13 protein-coding genes are annotated in these 14,928 nt (G+C 66.7%); 5 read left to right on the forward strand and 8 right to left on the reverse strand.

The window, feature by feature from the left end; genetic code table 11:
• Positions 1-85: 85 nt before the first annotated feature.
• Positions 86-469, forward strand: a complete 384-nt coding sequence (locus tag B7G54_RS04960) for a VOC family protein (protein WP_085038077.1) — start codon at positions 86-88, stop codon at positions 467-469.
• 132 nt (positions 470-601) lie between these two features.
• On the opposite strand, the gene B7G54_RS04965 is transcribed toward B7G54_RS04960, so the two are convergent.
• Positions 602-1,450 (reverse strand): ureidoglycolate lyase, encoded by an 849-nt coding sequence (locus tag B7G54_RS04965; protein WP_085038078.1) that lies wholly within the window; start codon positions 1,448-1,450, stop codon positions 602-604.
• Between the two features lie 665 nt (positions 1,451-2,115).
• On the opposite strand from B7G54_RS04965, the gene B7G54_RS04975 reads away from it, so the two are divergent.
• Together B7G54_RS04975 and B7G54_RS04980 are read left to right on the forward strand one after the other, a co-directional pair.
• Complete coding sequence (locus tag B7G54_RS04975) at positions 2,116-2,937, forward strand: IclR family transcriptional regulator (RefSeq protein WP_085038079.1); 822 nt, start codon at positions 2,116-2,118, stop codon at positions 2,935-2,937.
• 173 nt (positions 2,938-3,110) lie between these two features.
• Positions 3,111-3,662: a hypothetical protein gene (locus B7G54_RS04980; RefSeq protein ID WP_085038080.1), complete on the forward strand. Its 552-nt coding sequence runs from the start codon at positions 3,111-3,113 to the stop codon at positions 3,660-3,662.
• Positions 3,663-4,316: 654 nt separating this feature from the next.
• Here B7G54_RS04980 and B7G54_RS04985 read toward each other — a convergent pair.
• The 5 genes from B7G54_RS04985 to B7G54_RS05005 all read right to left on the reverse strand — a co-directional run bounded on the left by B7G54_RS04985 (position 4,317) and on the right by B7G54_RS05005 (position 10,075).
• On the reverse strand, positions 4,317-6,674 hold the full coding sequence (locus B7G54_RS04985) for a bifunctional acetate--CoA ligase family protein/GNAT family N-acetyltransferase (RefSeq protein WP_085038081.1): 2,358 nt from the start codon (positions 6,672-6,674) through the stop codon (positions 4,317-4,319).
• A gap of 600 nt (positions 6,675-7,274) precedes the next feature.
• Complete coding sequence (locus tag B7G54_RS04990; protein ID WP_085038082.1) at positions 7,275-7,574, reverse strand: H-NS histone family protein; 300 nt, start codon at positions 7,572-7,574, stop codon at positions 7,275-7,277.
• A gap of 103 nt (positions 7,575-7,677) precedes the next feature.
• Positions 7,678-7,950, reverse strand: a complete 273-nt coding sequence (locus B7G54_RS04995) for a hypothetical protein (RefSeq protein WP_085038083.1) — start codon at positions 7,948-7,950, stop codon at positions 7,678-7,680.
• Positions 7,951-8,011: 61 nt separating this feature from the next.
• A complete protein-coding gene (locus B7G54_RS05000) occupies positions 8,012-8,539 on the reverse strand; it encodes a BON domain-containing protein (RefSeq protein WP_085038084.1) in 528 nt (175 codons plus the stop codon).
• Between the two features lie 57 nt (positions 8,540-8,596).
• On the reverse strand, positions 8,597-10,075 hold the full coding sequence (locus tag B7G54_RS05005; protein WP_085038085.1) for a sigma-54 interaction domain-containing protein: 1,479 nt from the start codon (positions 10,073-10,075) through the stop codon (positions 8,597-8,599).
• A gap of 316 nt (positions 10,076-10,391) precedes the next feature.
• On the opposite strand from B7G54_RS05005, the gene B7G54_RS05010 reads away from it, so the two are divergent.
• Together B7G54_RS05010 and B7G54_RS05015 are read left to right on the forward strand one after the other, a co-directional pair.
• Entirely contained in the window at positions 10,392-11,795 is a 1,404-nt protein-coding gene (locus B7G54_RS05010) for a GntP family permease (RefSeq protein WP_085038086.1), read from the forward strand.
• 390 nt (positions 11,796-12,185) lie between these two features.
• Entirely contained in the window at positions 12,186-12,437 is a 252-nt protein-coding gene (locus B7G54_RS05015; protein ID WP_085038087.1) for a DUF4148 domain-containing protein, read from the forward strand.
• 39 nt (positions 12,438-12,476) lie between these two features.
• Here B7G54_RS05015 and B7G54_RS05020 read toward each other — a convergent pair whose 3' ends face one another.
• Both B7G54_RS05020 and B7G54_RS05025 read right to left on the reverse strand, forming a co-directional pair.
• Positions 12,477-14,072, reverse strand: coding sequence for a thioredoxin family protein (locus tag B7G54_RS05020; RefSeq protein WP_085038088.1), 1,596 nt, complete (start codon positions 14,070-14,072; stop codon positions 12,477-12,479).
• Positions 14,073-14,361: 289 nt separating this feature from the next.
• Positions 14,362-14,862 (reverse strand): GNAT family N-acetyltransferase, encoded by a 501-nt coding sequence (locus tag B7G54_RS05025; RefSeq protein ID WP_085038089.1) that lies wholly within the window; start codon positions 14,860-14,862, stop codon positions 14,362-14,364.
• Positions 14,863-14,928: the final 66 nt, after the last annotated feature.

Raw genomic sequence — 14,928 nt, forward strand, 5'->3', positions numbered from 1 at the left:
GGCGCACTCCGCTACAAGCGGCTGGCATGGTGGTTATAAGCAGGTTTGCCGCACTGACGCCCCTCTTCAGTCCAAGGAGCCCCACATGATCGATCACCTTTCGTTCGGCGTTGCGCACATCGACCGCAGCCGCGCGTTCTACGACAGCACGCTCGGCGCGCTCGGCTACAAACGGCTGTATAGCGACGACGGATCCATCGGGTACGGCGCGACCGAGCCGCAGCTATGGTTGCAGCGCGCGGCGCGCCCGGTCGTCGCCGATCCCGACTCGGGAATGCATCTGTCGTTCAAGGCCGCTTCGCCGGTCGAGGTCGACGCGTTCTACCGCGCCGCGCTCGAGCACGGCGGCCAGGACAACGGCGGGCCCGGCAAGCGCGAACACTATGGCCCCGGCTACTACGCGGCGTTCGTCGTCGATCCCGACGGGTATCGGCTGGAAGCGCATTGCGAACTCGACAACATCGTGTAATCGCGTTCGCGTACCTATGCCAAGGGCCCGATTCCGCGCAATGCGAAATCGGGCCCTTGCCTTTGAACCACCGGTATCCGGCGCCCGACGACCGCCGGCAGCGGTCGTTCGACGGGATCGCCGGGTGCGCGGCTATCGCGCGTCGCGCGTGCGCTGCAGTTGCTCGCCGAGTCCTTCGACACCGAGGCGCGCCGTCTGGCCGGCCTTCAGGAACACCGGCGACGGCTTGACGCCCATGCCGACGCCCGGCGGCGTGCCGGTCGTGATCACGTCGCCCGGCTGCAGCGTCATGCAGCTCGACAGGTAGGCGATCAGTTGCGCGACGGTGAACACCATCGTGCGCGTGTTGCCGTTCTGATAGCGGTGGCCGTCGATTTCGAGCCACAGGTCGAGGCGCTGCGGATCGGGCACCTCGTCGCGCGTGACGAGCCACGGACCGATCGGGCCGAACGTGTCGAAACCCTTGCCCTTGTCCCACTGGCCGCCGCGCTCGATCTGCCATTCGCGCTCGGACACGTCGTTGACGACGCAATAGCCCGCGACGTAATCCAGTGCGCGCGCTTCGTCGACGTCCTTGCAGGTCGCGCCGATCACGACCCCCAGCTCGACTTCCCAGTCCGTCTTGACCGAACCCTTCGGGATGTCGATACCGTCGTTCGGGCCGCAGATCGAACTCGTCCACTTGCCGAACACGACCGGCTCCTTCGGCACCGGCATGCCGGCTTCGGCCGCATGATCGGCGTAGTTCAGGCCGATGCCGATGAACTTGCCGACATGCCCGACGCACGCGCCGATGCGCGGCTCGCCTGACACGAGCGGCAGCGTGGCCGGATCGATCGCGCGCAGCCGCGCGAGACCCGCGTCGGACAGCACGTCGCCGGACAGATCCGGCACATGCGCGGACAAGTCGCGAATCCGGCCTTCCGCGTCGAGAATACCGGGCTTTTCCTGGCCGGACGGGCCATAGCGAAGCAGTTTCATCGTGCTCAACCTCTGTTGTGGAATGGGACAGGATACCGGCCGACGCGGCCTTGCGCGGCCGCGCGCCAGACTGATTGTCGATCGTCGATTGCGCGCGCCGGCGCCGCATCCGGCATGCCGTTCGACGCGCGAGGGTCGCGCGGGCGCAGCGATCGTGGCGCCGCACGGAGGTACGGCGCGCATCGAACGGGCGGCCGCCGGCCTGCGCATCGGCGACGACAGCCCGGCACCCGCGACATGGTCCGGCCCGTACCGGCCGGCTTCACGCGCGGCCGCACCGTCGCTGGCCCGCCAGCCTTTGTACCACCGGCCGCGCACCGTGAAATGACGCGCGACGGATACCGACTATTGGTGCGCCCGCGGACGCTGCAGCGCAGCATCACGGGCGGCACCGCCCCCTTGTTCCTTTCGAAAACCTTGAACGGGTGCCACCTGTCATGAATACCGGGTATTCGGGGCTTCCCTGTCATCCTGAAAGTGAACTGATCCGTTCTTATACGGTAACGATCGGTAAAAAGACGCTGCATTGCACACTAAATGTTTGTTGTTAAGCTCAAACGGATGGCGTTCGTCGCCACACGCGGGCTCGATACGTGCGTGTTGCAGAATCGGCCAGCGTGCGTCGCCAATCGATCGAAAGCAAGTCCCCCAACTTCACACCGACAATGCAAACAACCAACGACCTGCTTCCCGGCTGCGACGCACGGGAATCGATGGGTGCGATCGACCGCTATCGCGCACCCGCGCTCGACAAGGGTCTCGACATTCTCGAGCTCCTGTCGGAGCAGAAAGAAGGCCTCACCCGCACCGAAATCACGAAGGAACTCGGCCGCAACGCGAGCGAGATCTACCGGATGCTCGAACGCCTCGTCGCGCGCCGCTACGTGATGCGCTCGACCGGCGGCGACCGCTACACGCTCAGCCTCAAGCTGTTCTCGCTCGCGCACCGGCATCCGCCGATGAGCCGGCTGATCGCCGAGGCCTTGCCGCCGATGCAGCGTTTCGCCGACGCCTCCGAGCAGTCGTGCCACCTGTCCGTCTACGATCGCGGCAACCTGCTCGTGATCGCGCAGGTCGACGGGCCCGGCCCGTGGGGCGTGTCGGTCAGGCTCGGCTCGCGCATCGGGCTCGCCGATACGGCATCGGGGCGCTTGATGCTGGCGTTCCAGGGCGCCGAGCAGCGCGCGCACATGCTCGCCGAGCACCGCAAGGTCAAGGGCGAGGCGCCGCTGAACGAGCAGGAACTCGCGCACGCGTGCCAGTCCATCCGGCAAGCCGGCTACCTGCGCCAGGACAGCCGCCAGGCGTACGGCGTGACCGACCTGACCGCGCCGATCCTCGGGCCGTCCGGCCATGCGATCGCGGTGCTGACCTGCCCATACCTGCGCCGGATCGATGCGCACATGGCGCCGTCCGTCGACACGGTCGTCGAAAGATTGCGCGACACGACCGCCCACCTGTCGATGTGCCGCGACGAGGCCTGCTGACGCGCAGGGCTCGGTGGCGCGCACCGGGTACGGCGCCATTGGCCGATCCCGGTCGCGCGCAATACCTGCGCGCGGCGCGACGCACGGTGCCATATCGTGCGTCCACGGCGCTACGCTAAAATAGCGGCCCTCTCAAAAACTACGGCGGCCGGTTGTCGCGGCCGTCGTGTCCGATGGATGTCATGGCCAAACTTCTGAACGATCAAGAATTCCAGCGTTTCTCCGAACTTCAGCAGAAGCAGGCAAGCTTCACGATCACGCCCGAAGAGGCGGACGAACTGCGCGATATCGTCGCGCGCGCGCAGAAGAAGCGCGACGATCGTGCCACCGCAATGCAGGCGATCGAGAACTACATCGAGCAGTTCGACATCACGCCCGACGAGCTCTTCTCGCCCGAGCAGATCGGCGACGCGGCCCGCACCTACGGGCTCATCACGGCGACCAAGAAGGAACGCACGCTGCCGCCGTCGATCACGTTCAACGGCAAGCCGTACCAGTGGACCAAGACGCTTCCGGACGACGTGCGCGGCGCGCTGTTCGAAGCGTTCACGTCCGGCGAATCGGTCAAGCGCTTCATCGCAATGCCGAAGGACACCGCGCGCTGCGCACTGACGATCGCCCGCCTCGAGCGCGAAACCGGCGCCGTCTATGCCGATCCGCACCTCGAGGAACTGGCGATTTCGCGCGACCAGGTGAACGACGCGGCGTCGAAACTCGCTGCCTGAAGGTAGCCGCGGGCACGGTTCATGCGTGCCCGCTCCCTGCGTGACGCCGGCCCCGGCCGGCGCTGCGCTTTCGGGAGCCGTGCGCCCTGACGCTCCCGAAAAGTCTCACCTTGGCGTCCTGCAAGCGCTCACCTACACCTCCCGAAAAAGCTCACCAAGACGCCAGGAGACCCTTACCGAAGCCTCCCGGATGTCCTCACCGACACTTCCCGCAGACCCTCACCGATGCGCCCCGGAAAGGCTCACCGATGCCTCCCGCAGACACTCACCGGCGACTCCCGGGAAGGCTCACCGAGTGCTCCCGTATCGGCTCACCGCTACCTTCCCGGAGAAGCTCACCAGCGGCTCCCGAAAAATCTCACCTTTTGGGCAAGTTCGAATTTTCGCGGGTGGAATACGGCGGTAAATGCGTGCGGACACCCTGCCGAAAACGGCGACGCGGGACAGGTATCGCAGCAAGCCGCATGCGTCCCGCAACGCCCTTTGTGCGTCGATATTTCCGTTGCGAACAGGCGCCGTCACGTTCGCGGTTGCTTCGCTCGCAAGACAGGCTCGAACGCTCTGCATTTCTGTATGTAACCGTCCACAACGTGCCGAAGGGCCGGAGACATCGACTGCATCCAACGTCTCCGCGCGGCGGGCCGCCGACACACGCTACGGCTGCAGCTTCATCCTGAAGCCCACGACGCCGGGCTCCTCCGTCGTCGACACAGCAAAACCGCACGACTTCGCAAGCGAGATCATCGCCGAGTTCTCGCGCAGCGCCTCGCCGATCATCCATGCGGTTCCGCGCGAGCGCGCGTAGTCGATGATCCGGGCCATCATCAGCCGGCCCAGCCCCTTGCCCTTCTGATCGGGTCGCACGGCGATCGCGAACTCCGCCGTCTCGTTGTCGGGATCCGCCACCGCGCGCACCACCGCGAGCGTATGGTCACGCCCCGACACGTCGGTGAACGTCACGATGAATGCCATCTCACGGTCGTAATCGATCTGCGTCATGCGCGCCACCTGCGAATGATCGAAGCTGCGCACCGCGCCGAAGAAACGCATCCTCAGATCGTCCGGTGTCATCGCGCCGAGCAGTTCGTTGTGCGCGGCCTCGTCTTCCGGACGGATCGGGCGAATCGTCACCGTCTCGCCGCGCCACTCGAGCGTCTGCTCGAGGTGGCGCGGATACGGCATGATCGCAAGCCGGCTGCGCCCCGCAGCCAGCGTGATGCGCGGCGCAATCACCTGCGCACGGTCGGACAGCACGCGCAGCGTGACCGATATCGCAACGACTTCGCGCACGTCGCAGACGACCTGCGACAGCGCCGTCAACGCGTCGAGCGTCGGCTCGATGGGCGTGCTGCGCGCATACGGCGAGCGTTCCATCACCGCCCGCGCGAGCACGGTGTTCAGCGGCGGCAGGCCATAGACGACGAACGGCGCCGATACGCCGTCCGCAGGCGGCACGGCATAGCGAAACACCGGGCCGAAGTTCGGATCGTCGTACATGTCGACGGTGACATCGACGACTTTCGTTCCGGCCGGCTCGACGGCCTGCTCGCCCTTCAGGCCGAAATGGGACAGCCAGTGCAGCGCGGCTTCGCCGGTCAGCTCATGCTGGCCGGCTTCGACCATTCGGCGCGCATCGGCCTGCGCGGATGCAACGCACTCGGCCGGTTGCTGAGGCGTGCCCTCGGGCGTTTGCATCAGCAGTTGCCGGCCGAGGTTGTAGTCGACGAGACGCGCATACGCACGTGCGAGCCGCTGCGGCGTGGTGTGCACGGGAATGCCGTTCGCGTGCAGTGCATCGCGCGTCGCCGCGTCGACCGCGCCGAAGAAACACGCGAGGATGCCGCGATGCGCGTACTGCCGCGCCTCGATCAGCGTGTGCGCAACTGCATCGGCCGGCGCGCTGTGGGAAGTCGAATGGACGACGAACAGCGTGCCCGTTTGCGGGAACGGCGCGAGTGCCTTGACTGCCGCGGCAAAATGCTCGGGGCGCGCATCGTCGCCCAGCGTCAGCGGATTGCCCGGCGCCGCGAGATGCGGCAGCGCAGCCGCCACGGCCGACGTGACCGCGGGCGACCAGTCGGCCAGCACGTCGCGCACCTCGGCCACCGCATCGACCGCGAGTTTCGCGACGCCCGCATCGCTCGTCACGAGCGTGGCCGCGCCACGCGCCGCGACGCGGCCGACGCCGAGCGTCTCGATCTCGTCGAGCAGATCGTCGAGCGCATCGACACGCACCATCCCCGCGCGCTGGAACGCTGCCGTATAGAGTGCGTCGCCGGGATCGGCGCGGCCGGTGCGCAATGCGAGCACCGGCTTGTTGCGTGCAGCCGCGCGCGCCGCCGACATGAACTTGCGCGCGGCGCGCACGGTATCGAGTTCGAGCAGGATCGCGCGCGTGCCGGGATCGCTCGCGAGATAGTCGAGCACGTCGCCCGCATCGACGTCGGACTCAGCGCCGAGCGCAACGACATGCGAAAAGCCGAGGCCCCGCGCATCGGCCCAGCCGAGCACGGCGTTCGTCAGCGCATTCGATTGCGACACCCATGCGACGCCGCCCGATCGCGCCGTATAGGCCGGCGCGCCGAAATGCGCATGCCGTGCAGGCGACAGTACGCCGAGGCTGCCGGGCCCGACGATACGGAGCACGAACGGCTTTGCCGCTTTCAGCGTGCGATCGAGCGCGGCGCGATCGGCGTCCGTGCGCGCCTCGCCGACGATCACCGCGACGCGCGTGCCGAGCTCGCCGAGCTTGCGCACGATGCCGGCCCAGGTTGCGGGCGGCGTGCAGATCACGGCGACCGACGGCGGCGCAGGCAACCGGTCGACATCGGAGACGACCGCATGCCCGTGCAGGTCACGATATTTCGGATTGACGGGCCACACGGGCCCCTGGAACGCACCGTCGAGCACGCGCGCCCATACCATCGCGCCGATACTGCCCGCGCGCGACGACGCGCCGACGACCGCAACGGACTTGGGCTGGAACAACGCATCGAGATGGCGAACGGTCACATCGGCTCCCTGCGATAACGAAAGACGACCCGATCGGCATGCGGCACGGACAGCGCCATACGCCGATCGACGCGAACCCCAAGCATAGGCGAAGCGCATGCGGCTGCCTATATGCCGAACGGTCGACTATTCGACACACGTCAACGCTCGCACCATGGTGCCTGTAACACAAACACGGAAGCCATCGCCGCGCGCCGATCGAGCACACTCGCTCGGCGCACACAGTGCAGGCGCACGATGCTGCGTCCGCTTTCTCAAAGGTGAGGATTTACAGGAGCTATGGTGAGGATCTTCGGGAATTGCACGGCGCCACGCGCAAACACGCGAAAGGTGATCGGAATTCGCTGCACGCGTGCACCGCGAGAATGGCGCAGGCCAACGCGCGTGTACCGCGCAATTGAAGCGCTGTTTACCGGAATTCGCTGCGATATGCCGTTGAATCGCGGCGAATTCGCAAAACGGGATCCGTCAATTGCGCGGCGTCGCGGTTCAATACGCTGTCGGGAATCGCGCCGGGAATGTACAAAAACAAAACGGTGCGACGGCCGCATGGCCGTTCGCACCGTCAGTCAACACGCGAAAGGTGAGGTTTTTCGGGAGTCAGTCCTTGATCAGGAAACGCGCGCGGTTCTTGCCGAGCCATGTCGGCGACCGCCCGCGGCCACTCCAGGTTTCGCCCGTCTTCGGATTCAGGTATTTCGGCGGCGACGTCCGCTTCGGCTTCGCGCTGGCAGCGGCCGCGCCTACCGGACGAAACCCGAGTTCTTCCGGCGTAATGTCGTATTCGTCGATTTTTGCGCGGATATCGGCAATCGCATCGGCAATCGCCTTTTCGCGTTCCTTGTCGATCTTTTGCTGAAGCCGTTCGAGCTGCGCGGTCAGTTGCCTGTAGGTCGCCATATCGATGGGACTCCGTGAGTATTATTCGTGAAAAATAGATGACTCTCAGCCAACAGAAAAGCGCTTCGCCCGATCGTGGTCTCCTCAGCCGGCAATCTCGGGATCAGTAACCGCTCTTCTTCTTGCACGCGAAGAGAAGATTTCGCGTGGCGTCATCACTCGATTGCTGAAGCACGTCGAAATCCCCATTGCAGATCGCCCGGGCATTGTCCGTGCAATTGCTCCAGTCGCGGCCGGTGCATTGCACCTGTGTGGTTGGGCGCCCGTCCGAAGTGAACAGCGGCGCGCTGCCGCCGCACCCGCCGAGCCCCGCAACCAGAGCCAACACGACGGCCGCCCGAGGCCACCGACAGACCGACGCAAGCATGTGTTTCATTGTTGTTCCCGTCAACCTTTTTTTGAATGTCGCGAGTATGCCATGCGCGGCCCTTTCGCCGTCAGTTCGGCGTTCGGCCGGGTTGCCCGCGCGCCTTGTACGGCAAGCTCTTGCGCGGATCGTCGGTGATGCGAACGAAAACCTGCTCGACGTCCGGAAGCGCCTCGAGTTCGCGTTGCAACGCCTGCCGATCGAACGCCGTATCGGCACATCCTTCGACGTAAATGAAACGCCGCTGCACGGTGATCCACAGGCTCGTGCCATGCAGCCGATCGGAGCCGGCGAAGTGCGCCTTCACGGCATCGGCAATCGGTGCGTCATACATATAAGAGTTCGGCTTCGTGCAGCGGTGCGCGAGCCAGCAGGTGGTGCCGCGTTCGGCACGGTAATGCGCGTCGTCCGTCATCTCGGCCCGGGTCATCCACGGGCCGAGCGGCAACGGGCATTCGGCCACATCCCGCGACAGCGCGATGAACGGATCGTTGTACCAGTTGCGCCGCGCCTCGGGCGCGTCGGCGTCGCCGGACTGCGCGAACGCAGAGGCCGCCAGCGACAGGGTCAGCCACCCCGCGATGCCGATCCGTTTCATCGTGATCTCCTCCTGTTCGATGCCTCACGTCCAGGCGCGTCGGCTTTGCCGATCGGCCTACCGGTCGATGCCCAGCGCCGCCAGCTTCTTGTAGAGCGTCGCGCGGCCAATCCCGATGCGCGCAGCCGCTTCCACCACCTTCCCGTCGCAGGCCGCCAGCGCATCGATCAGGAACTGGCGCTCCCACGCCGCCAATGCATCGGCATACGAAGCGGCCGGCGCAGCAGGCACCTCGCCCGCACGCCGCTCGACCCGCGACATGCCCACCGGCTGCGCCGGTGCAGCGCCGTCCGTCGATACGCGCACCGGCCCAAGAAACGGCGCGAGCGCACGCGCATCGATCACCGACCGGTCCGACAGCATCAGCGCGCGTTCGAGCGTATTGCGCAACTCGCGCACGTTGCCCGGCCACGGGTACGCACACAGCATCCGCAGCGCATCGTCGGTCAGCTCGCAATGGGCGGCGCGCCCGTGCTGCGCGGCCAGTTCCTCGAGCGTTGCGTAGACGAGCGCCGCGATGTCCGACGCACGCTCGCGCAGCGGCGGCGCGTGGATCGTCAGCACGTTCAGCCGGTAATAGAGATCTGCGCGAAAACGCCCGGCCGCGACCAGCGCCGGCAGGTCGGCGCTCGTGGCAGCGATGATCCGGACATCCGCGCGCACGATCCGGTTCGAGCCGACCGGCTCGAATTCCTTGTCCTGCAGCACGCGCAGCAGCTTGCCCTGCAGCGGCAGCGGCATGTCGCCGATCTCGTCGAGAAACAGCGTGCCGCGATCGGCCAGCTCGAACTTGCCGATGCGCCCCTTGCGGTCGGCGCCCGTATACGCACCGGGCGCCGCGCCGAAGAATTCGGTTTCGAGCAGCGTGTCGGGAATCGCGGCGACGTTGACGGTCACGAGCGGCTGGTGCGCACGCGCCGACGCCGCATGGATCGCGTGCGCGAGCAGTTCCTTGCCGGTACCCGTCTCGCCGAGCAGCAGCACCGGCGAATCGACCTGCGCGGCGCGGCGCGCCTGGCGCTTGGTTTCGAGACTCGCAGCGCTCGTGCCGACGAAGCTCGCGAACGTGTATTTTGCGCGGCGCGCCTGCGCGAGCGAACGCTGCGTCGCGATCAGTTGCTGCTGAAGCTGTGCGTAGCGGGAAAAGATCGGCGTGAGCGTCTTCAACTGGTCGAACAGTGCGAAGCCGATCGCGCCGACCGTCTCGCCGGCCTCGTTCTTCAGCGGCAGGCGCGTGACGACGAGCGGCTCGCGGCCCGTCTCCATGATGTCGAGCAGGATCGGCTGCCCGGTCGACACGACCTCGCGCATCAGGCTGTTCGGGATCACGGTCTCGCAGTCGAGGCCGACGGCCTGCTGCGGATCGGCGAAACCGAAGCGTGCCGCGTACCGCTCGTTCATCCACACGACGCGCGCATCGCGATCGACGACCACCGTGCCCGCACTCGAATCCTCGAAGGTCCGGAACAGCGACTCGGCGGCGCGCCGCAGTACGTCGCCGTAGTTGACCGGCAGGCGGGCCCAGTCGTTCATCATCGTGTCTTCGTCTCCGTGTATTTTCGACCGGCTGTCTCCGGAACGAGACGGATTATCTCACTCTGGAGACACGCCGCAATGCGTTGTCCGGGAAAGCCCTGCCCGATTCCACTGGCTGGCCGGACAGCCATTTCGTCTCCCGATGGAGACGTTTTAGGTAGAATCGTCAGACAACGACCGGCGCGGGCCCGCCGGTCTCCGGCGGACCCACGTCCGGCGGCGCAATCCGGCCGATGGCACGAAACCTGCACGAACCTGAGCCGGTTCGCGGCGCGTCGCGCGATCGAACAACAACCAAAGCCATTAGGAGACTCCCTTGTCATTCGTGATCGTCCTCGCCGCGCTGGCGTTTCTGATGTTCGCCGCGTACCGCGGCTACAGCGTGATCCTGTTCGCGCCGATCGCCGCGCTCGGCGCGGTCCTGATGACCGAGCCAGCGGCCGTCGCACCGGTCTTCTCCGGCATCTTCATGGAGAAGATGGTCGGCTTCGTCAAACTGTATTTCCCGGTGTTCATGCTCGGCGCCGTGTTCGGCAAGGTGATCGAACTGTCGGGCTTCTCCGAGTCGATCGTCCATGCGGCAATCCGCTACATCGGCCGCTCGCGCGCGAATGCGGTGATCGTCGCGGTGTGTGCGCTGCTCACCTATGGCGGCGTGTCGCTGTTCGTCGTGGTGTTCGCGGTCTATCCGTTCGCGGCCGAGCTGTACCGCCAGAGCAACATTCCGAAGCGGCTGATGCCCGGCGCGATCGCGCTCGGCGCGTTCTCGTTCACGATGGATTCGCTGCCCGGCACACCGCAGATCCAGAACATCATCCCGACCACGTTCTTCAAGACGACCGCTTGGGCCGCCCCGGCGCTCGGCACGATCGGCTCGCTGTTCATCATCGTCGTCGGCCTCTCGTATCTCGAATGGCGCCGCCGTTCGGCGATGGCGAAGGGCGAAGGCTACGGCACGTCGCTCGTCAACGAGCCGGAGCGCGTCGCGGCCGAATCGCTGCCGAGCCCGTTCCTCGCGATCCTGCCGCTGATCCTCGTCGGTGTGTCGAACTTCGCGCTCACCAAGCTGATCCCGACGTGGTACGGCGCCGCGTCGTACACGGTCGCGCCCGACGTGCTGCCGGGCGTGCATACGCCGGTAACGACGTCGATCAAGACGGTCGTCGCGATCTGGTCGGTGGAGGCCGCGCTGCTGCTCGGCATCCTGCTCGTCGTCGCCACCGCGTTCAAGCGTGTCAGCGAACACTTCGCGGCCGGCTCGAAGGCGGCGGTGGGCGGCGCGCTGCTCGCCGCGATGAACACCGCGTCGGAATACGGCTTCGGTGGCGTGATCGCCGCACTGCCGGGCTTCCTGGTCGTGGGCGATGCGCTGAAGAGCATTCCGAACCCGCTCGTCAACGCGGCCGTGTCGGTCAGCTCGCTCGCCGGTATCACGGGCTCGGCGTCGGGCGGCATGAGCATCGCGCTCGCCGCGATGTCGGACCTGTTCATCAAGGGCGCGCAGGCCGCGAACATCCCGATGGACGTGCTGCACCGGGTCGTCGCAATGGCGAGCGGCGGCATGGACACGCTGCCGCACAACGGCGCGGTGATCACGCTGCTCGCGGTCACGGGCCTCACGCACCGCCAGTCGTATCGCGACATCTTCGCGGTCACGATCATCAAGACGCTCGCGGTGTTCTTCGTGATCGCCGTGTACTACACGACGGGGCTCGTGTAATTGTCTGCATGAGGCGGCATTCCATATGCCGCCTCCAGGCCGGCAGCCTCGCCGCTGCAAATCGCGCCAAACCAGTCACGATCGGACCGCATGCGCACCGGAACGGATTCCGGCACTCGCATCCGGTCCGATTTCATTTCCCGGCTCGAGGGATCCGGTCGAATCCACGCCGCCGCGCACTCGCGTAGCGTGCGCGCCGCCATCCGGCATCCGCCACCGCCACCGCCACCGCCACCGCCACCGCCCGCCCATTGTTGCCCGCAACAAAACACTGCGTTGGGTGCGATCGCATTTTTCGCACGCCCGCCTCGGCCTACACTGGTTTCGACGTCGCCCGGCGCTTCGACGAACGAAGCGCCGCGATTCACATGAATCCCGGAGGTCCCGATCATGAAACGCCTGATCCAAGCCGTCGCCATTGCCTTGGCCGTCTCGACCCCGCTCGCCGCGCAAGCGCAGTCGAACCCGCCGCTGACGCGCGCGCAGGTCCACGCCGAAGTGAAGGCGCTCAAGCAGGCCGGCTTCCAGTCGAGTGACTGGTTTTATCCGGCCAGCATCGTATCCGCCGAAGCGAAGATCGCCCGTCAGCGCGACGCAGGCTACGGCAACGATCGCGGCGCGTCGTCGGAGTCGGGCAGGTAATCCGTCATCCGGCCCGCCCGACGCCGCATCCGCGGGTCGTCACGCCTTCACGGGCTGGATCAGCTTCGCGCACGCCGCGGCCTGCGGATCGCCCGCCGGCAGTTTTCCGCACACGCCGTCGAATTGCTTCACGAGCGAGCGCACCGATGCATCGTGCGCGCCGCTGCCGCGCCAGCGGTTCAACTGCGTGACGACCTTGGTCAACGCGCGCAGGTTCGCACCGTAGAACGCGTCGCGCGTCTTGTCCGCCTGCGCGAGCACGCTCGCGGCAATCCCTTCGATGCGCGCCGAATCGTCCGGCGCCAGCTCGACCGCATTCGCAAGATAGGTCGCGCCCCAGCGCAGCTTCGTCGCCGGCCCGCTCGCCGCGTCGTATGCCTTGCGGTACCAGTCGAGCGCCGCGGCCTTGTCGCCGCGCGCCTTCGCATTCGCGGCCAGCCCGGACATGAAGTAGTACGGTGTGGACGAACGCGGCAACTCGGCCTTCAGCAACGCATCCGACTCGTCGTACAGCCCCGCGTCGGTCAGCGTGTCCGCGCCTTCGCTGACGAGCGCCTGCCGCTCGTATGCGTTCGCGGCGCCCTGCACCGATGCGGCGATCTGTTTGCGCGCCGTGTCGGCCAGCGCCGGCGCGGCAAGCGGTACGCCCTTGTGCGCATCGCCGCGCGCGAGCAGCACGCGGCCGTGCAGCGCCATCAGCCGGTCGATCGACGACAGCGTGATATCGGTCGACAGGCGCGCGAGCGCCGTGTCATACGCGCCGCGCAATTTCGCGCGCTGCGCGTCGCCACCGCCGAGATACGCGACCACGCGCGCGGGCGCCGCGACCAGCACGTCCGAATCGGCGCGCGACAATGCGGGATCCTGCAGCACCGTGCGCAGCGAATCGGCAAGCGCCGCCTTGTCGAGCGCGCCGGCCTGCGCCGGATCGTCGGACGCGGCGACCACGGCCGACTTCAGCGCGAAGCGCGCCGATTCGGCTTTCGCACCGGCCGCCCGCGCGCGCTGCGCGAGCGACTGCAGCGTCTCGGCGACGCGATCGGCCGGCACCGGCAACGCGCCGTCGGTATCCCACGAATAGTCGGCCAGCAGGCGCCATTCGTCCGGCGTCAGCGACGCGCCATTCTTCAGCGCGGTCGCAAGCGTCTGCCGCACCGGATGCGCGGCCGTCATCCCGAGCGACAGCGCCTGCATGTAGCGATCGAGATCGGCTTCGCCCGGCAGCCGCGTGACTTCGGTGCCGTCGGGACGGAACAGGATCATCGTCGGATAGCCGTGCACCTTGAAACGCTCGCCGAGCTTCTGCGCGCTTTCGGTATCACCGTCGAGATACACGGGCACGAAGAACGACGAGCGGGTCTTGAATGCCTGCTGGCTGAAGATCGTCGACTTCACCTGGTTGCACGACGGGCACCACACCGCGCCCCAGTAGAGCAGCAGCGGCTTGCCGGTGCGCTTCGCCAGCGCGAAAGCAGCATCGACGTCGCCGTGCTGCCATGCGATGCCGGGCGGCAGGTGCGCGCCGTCAGGTGATGTGCTCGCCACCGGGGCGCCCGTGGGCGTGGCAGCGGCAAACGCCGCACCCGCGGCGGCGAGCAGGCAGGCGGCAGTCAGATTCCGGAGAGCGGTTTTCATCGAAGCGGGCCCGTTGAAAGAGACGGTTGCGGGAAAGTGCGGTACGCGAAGCGATGGCTACGACACGCAATGGCTGTGAAGCGACAGCCATGAAGCGATGACGATGAAGCCAGCCAACGTGCAACGCCGCGCATGGATCGTTACGGAAAAGCGCACGCCGGCCGAGGCGACCGGCAAATCGTTCAACGATACGACGGGCACAGCCGGCAGAAAACGAACGAATTCTCGAATGAATATGACGCGCGGCGTCGCGGCCGCGCGTGCTGCCGGATATGCGTCGGCCGAGCCTTCACTGCCGCGCCTTGAGCCGCGCCATGTGATACACGGATGCGTGCACGCCGTCGCGCAATGCATAGCCCGGCGATTCGCCCTCGATCCGGAAGCCGTGCTTCTCGTAGAGTGCGATCGCCGCGCGGTTGTCGGTGAACACGGTCAGCTCGAGACGCGTGATGTTCAGCCAGTTTTCCGCGAGATCGATCGCGGACGCGAGCAACCGGCTGCCGACGCCGCGCCCGTGATGCGCCGCGTCGACCATCATGCCGAGCCCTGCCGCATGGCGCCGGCGCGGATTCGGTTCGGGATGCAGGCCGAGATGGCCGACCACCACGCCGTCGATCTCGGCGACGAGGCTCACGCCGTGCTCGCGCGCGCGTTCGAGCCGCGTCTGCCATTTCTCGAGCGACGGAAACGGATGCTGCAACGTATTCGCGTACACCGCGGGGTGCGCGGCGATCTGCCGGACCGCGTCGACGTCGTGTGTCTCGCTGTGCCGGATCTTGATGTCGGTCATGGGTGGGCCGGTTCCGAAAAATCGCGCCAGTCGCGCGGGCTGCGCACGTGCGCAGCAACGGATCGA

The organism is Burkholderia puraquae (assembly GCF_002099195.1).
Taxonomy (GTDB): domain Bacteria; phylum Pseudomonadota; class Gammaproteobacteria; order Burkholderiales; family Burkholderiaceae; genus Burkholderia; species Burkholderia puraquae.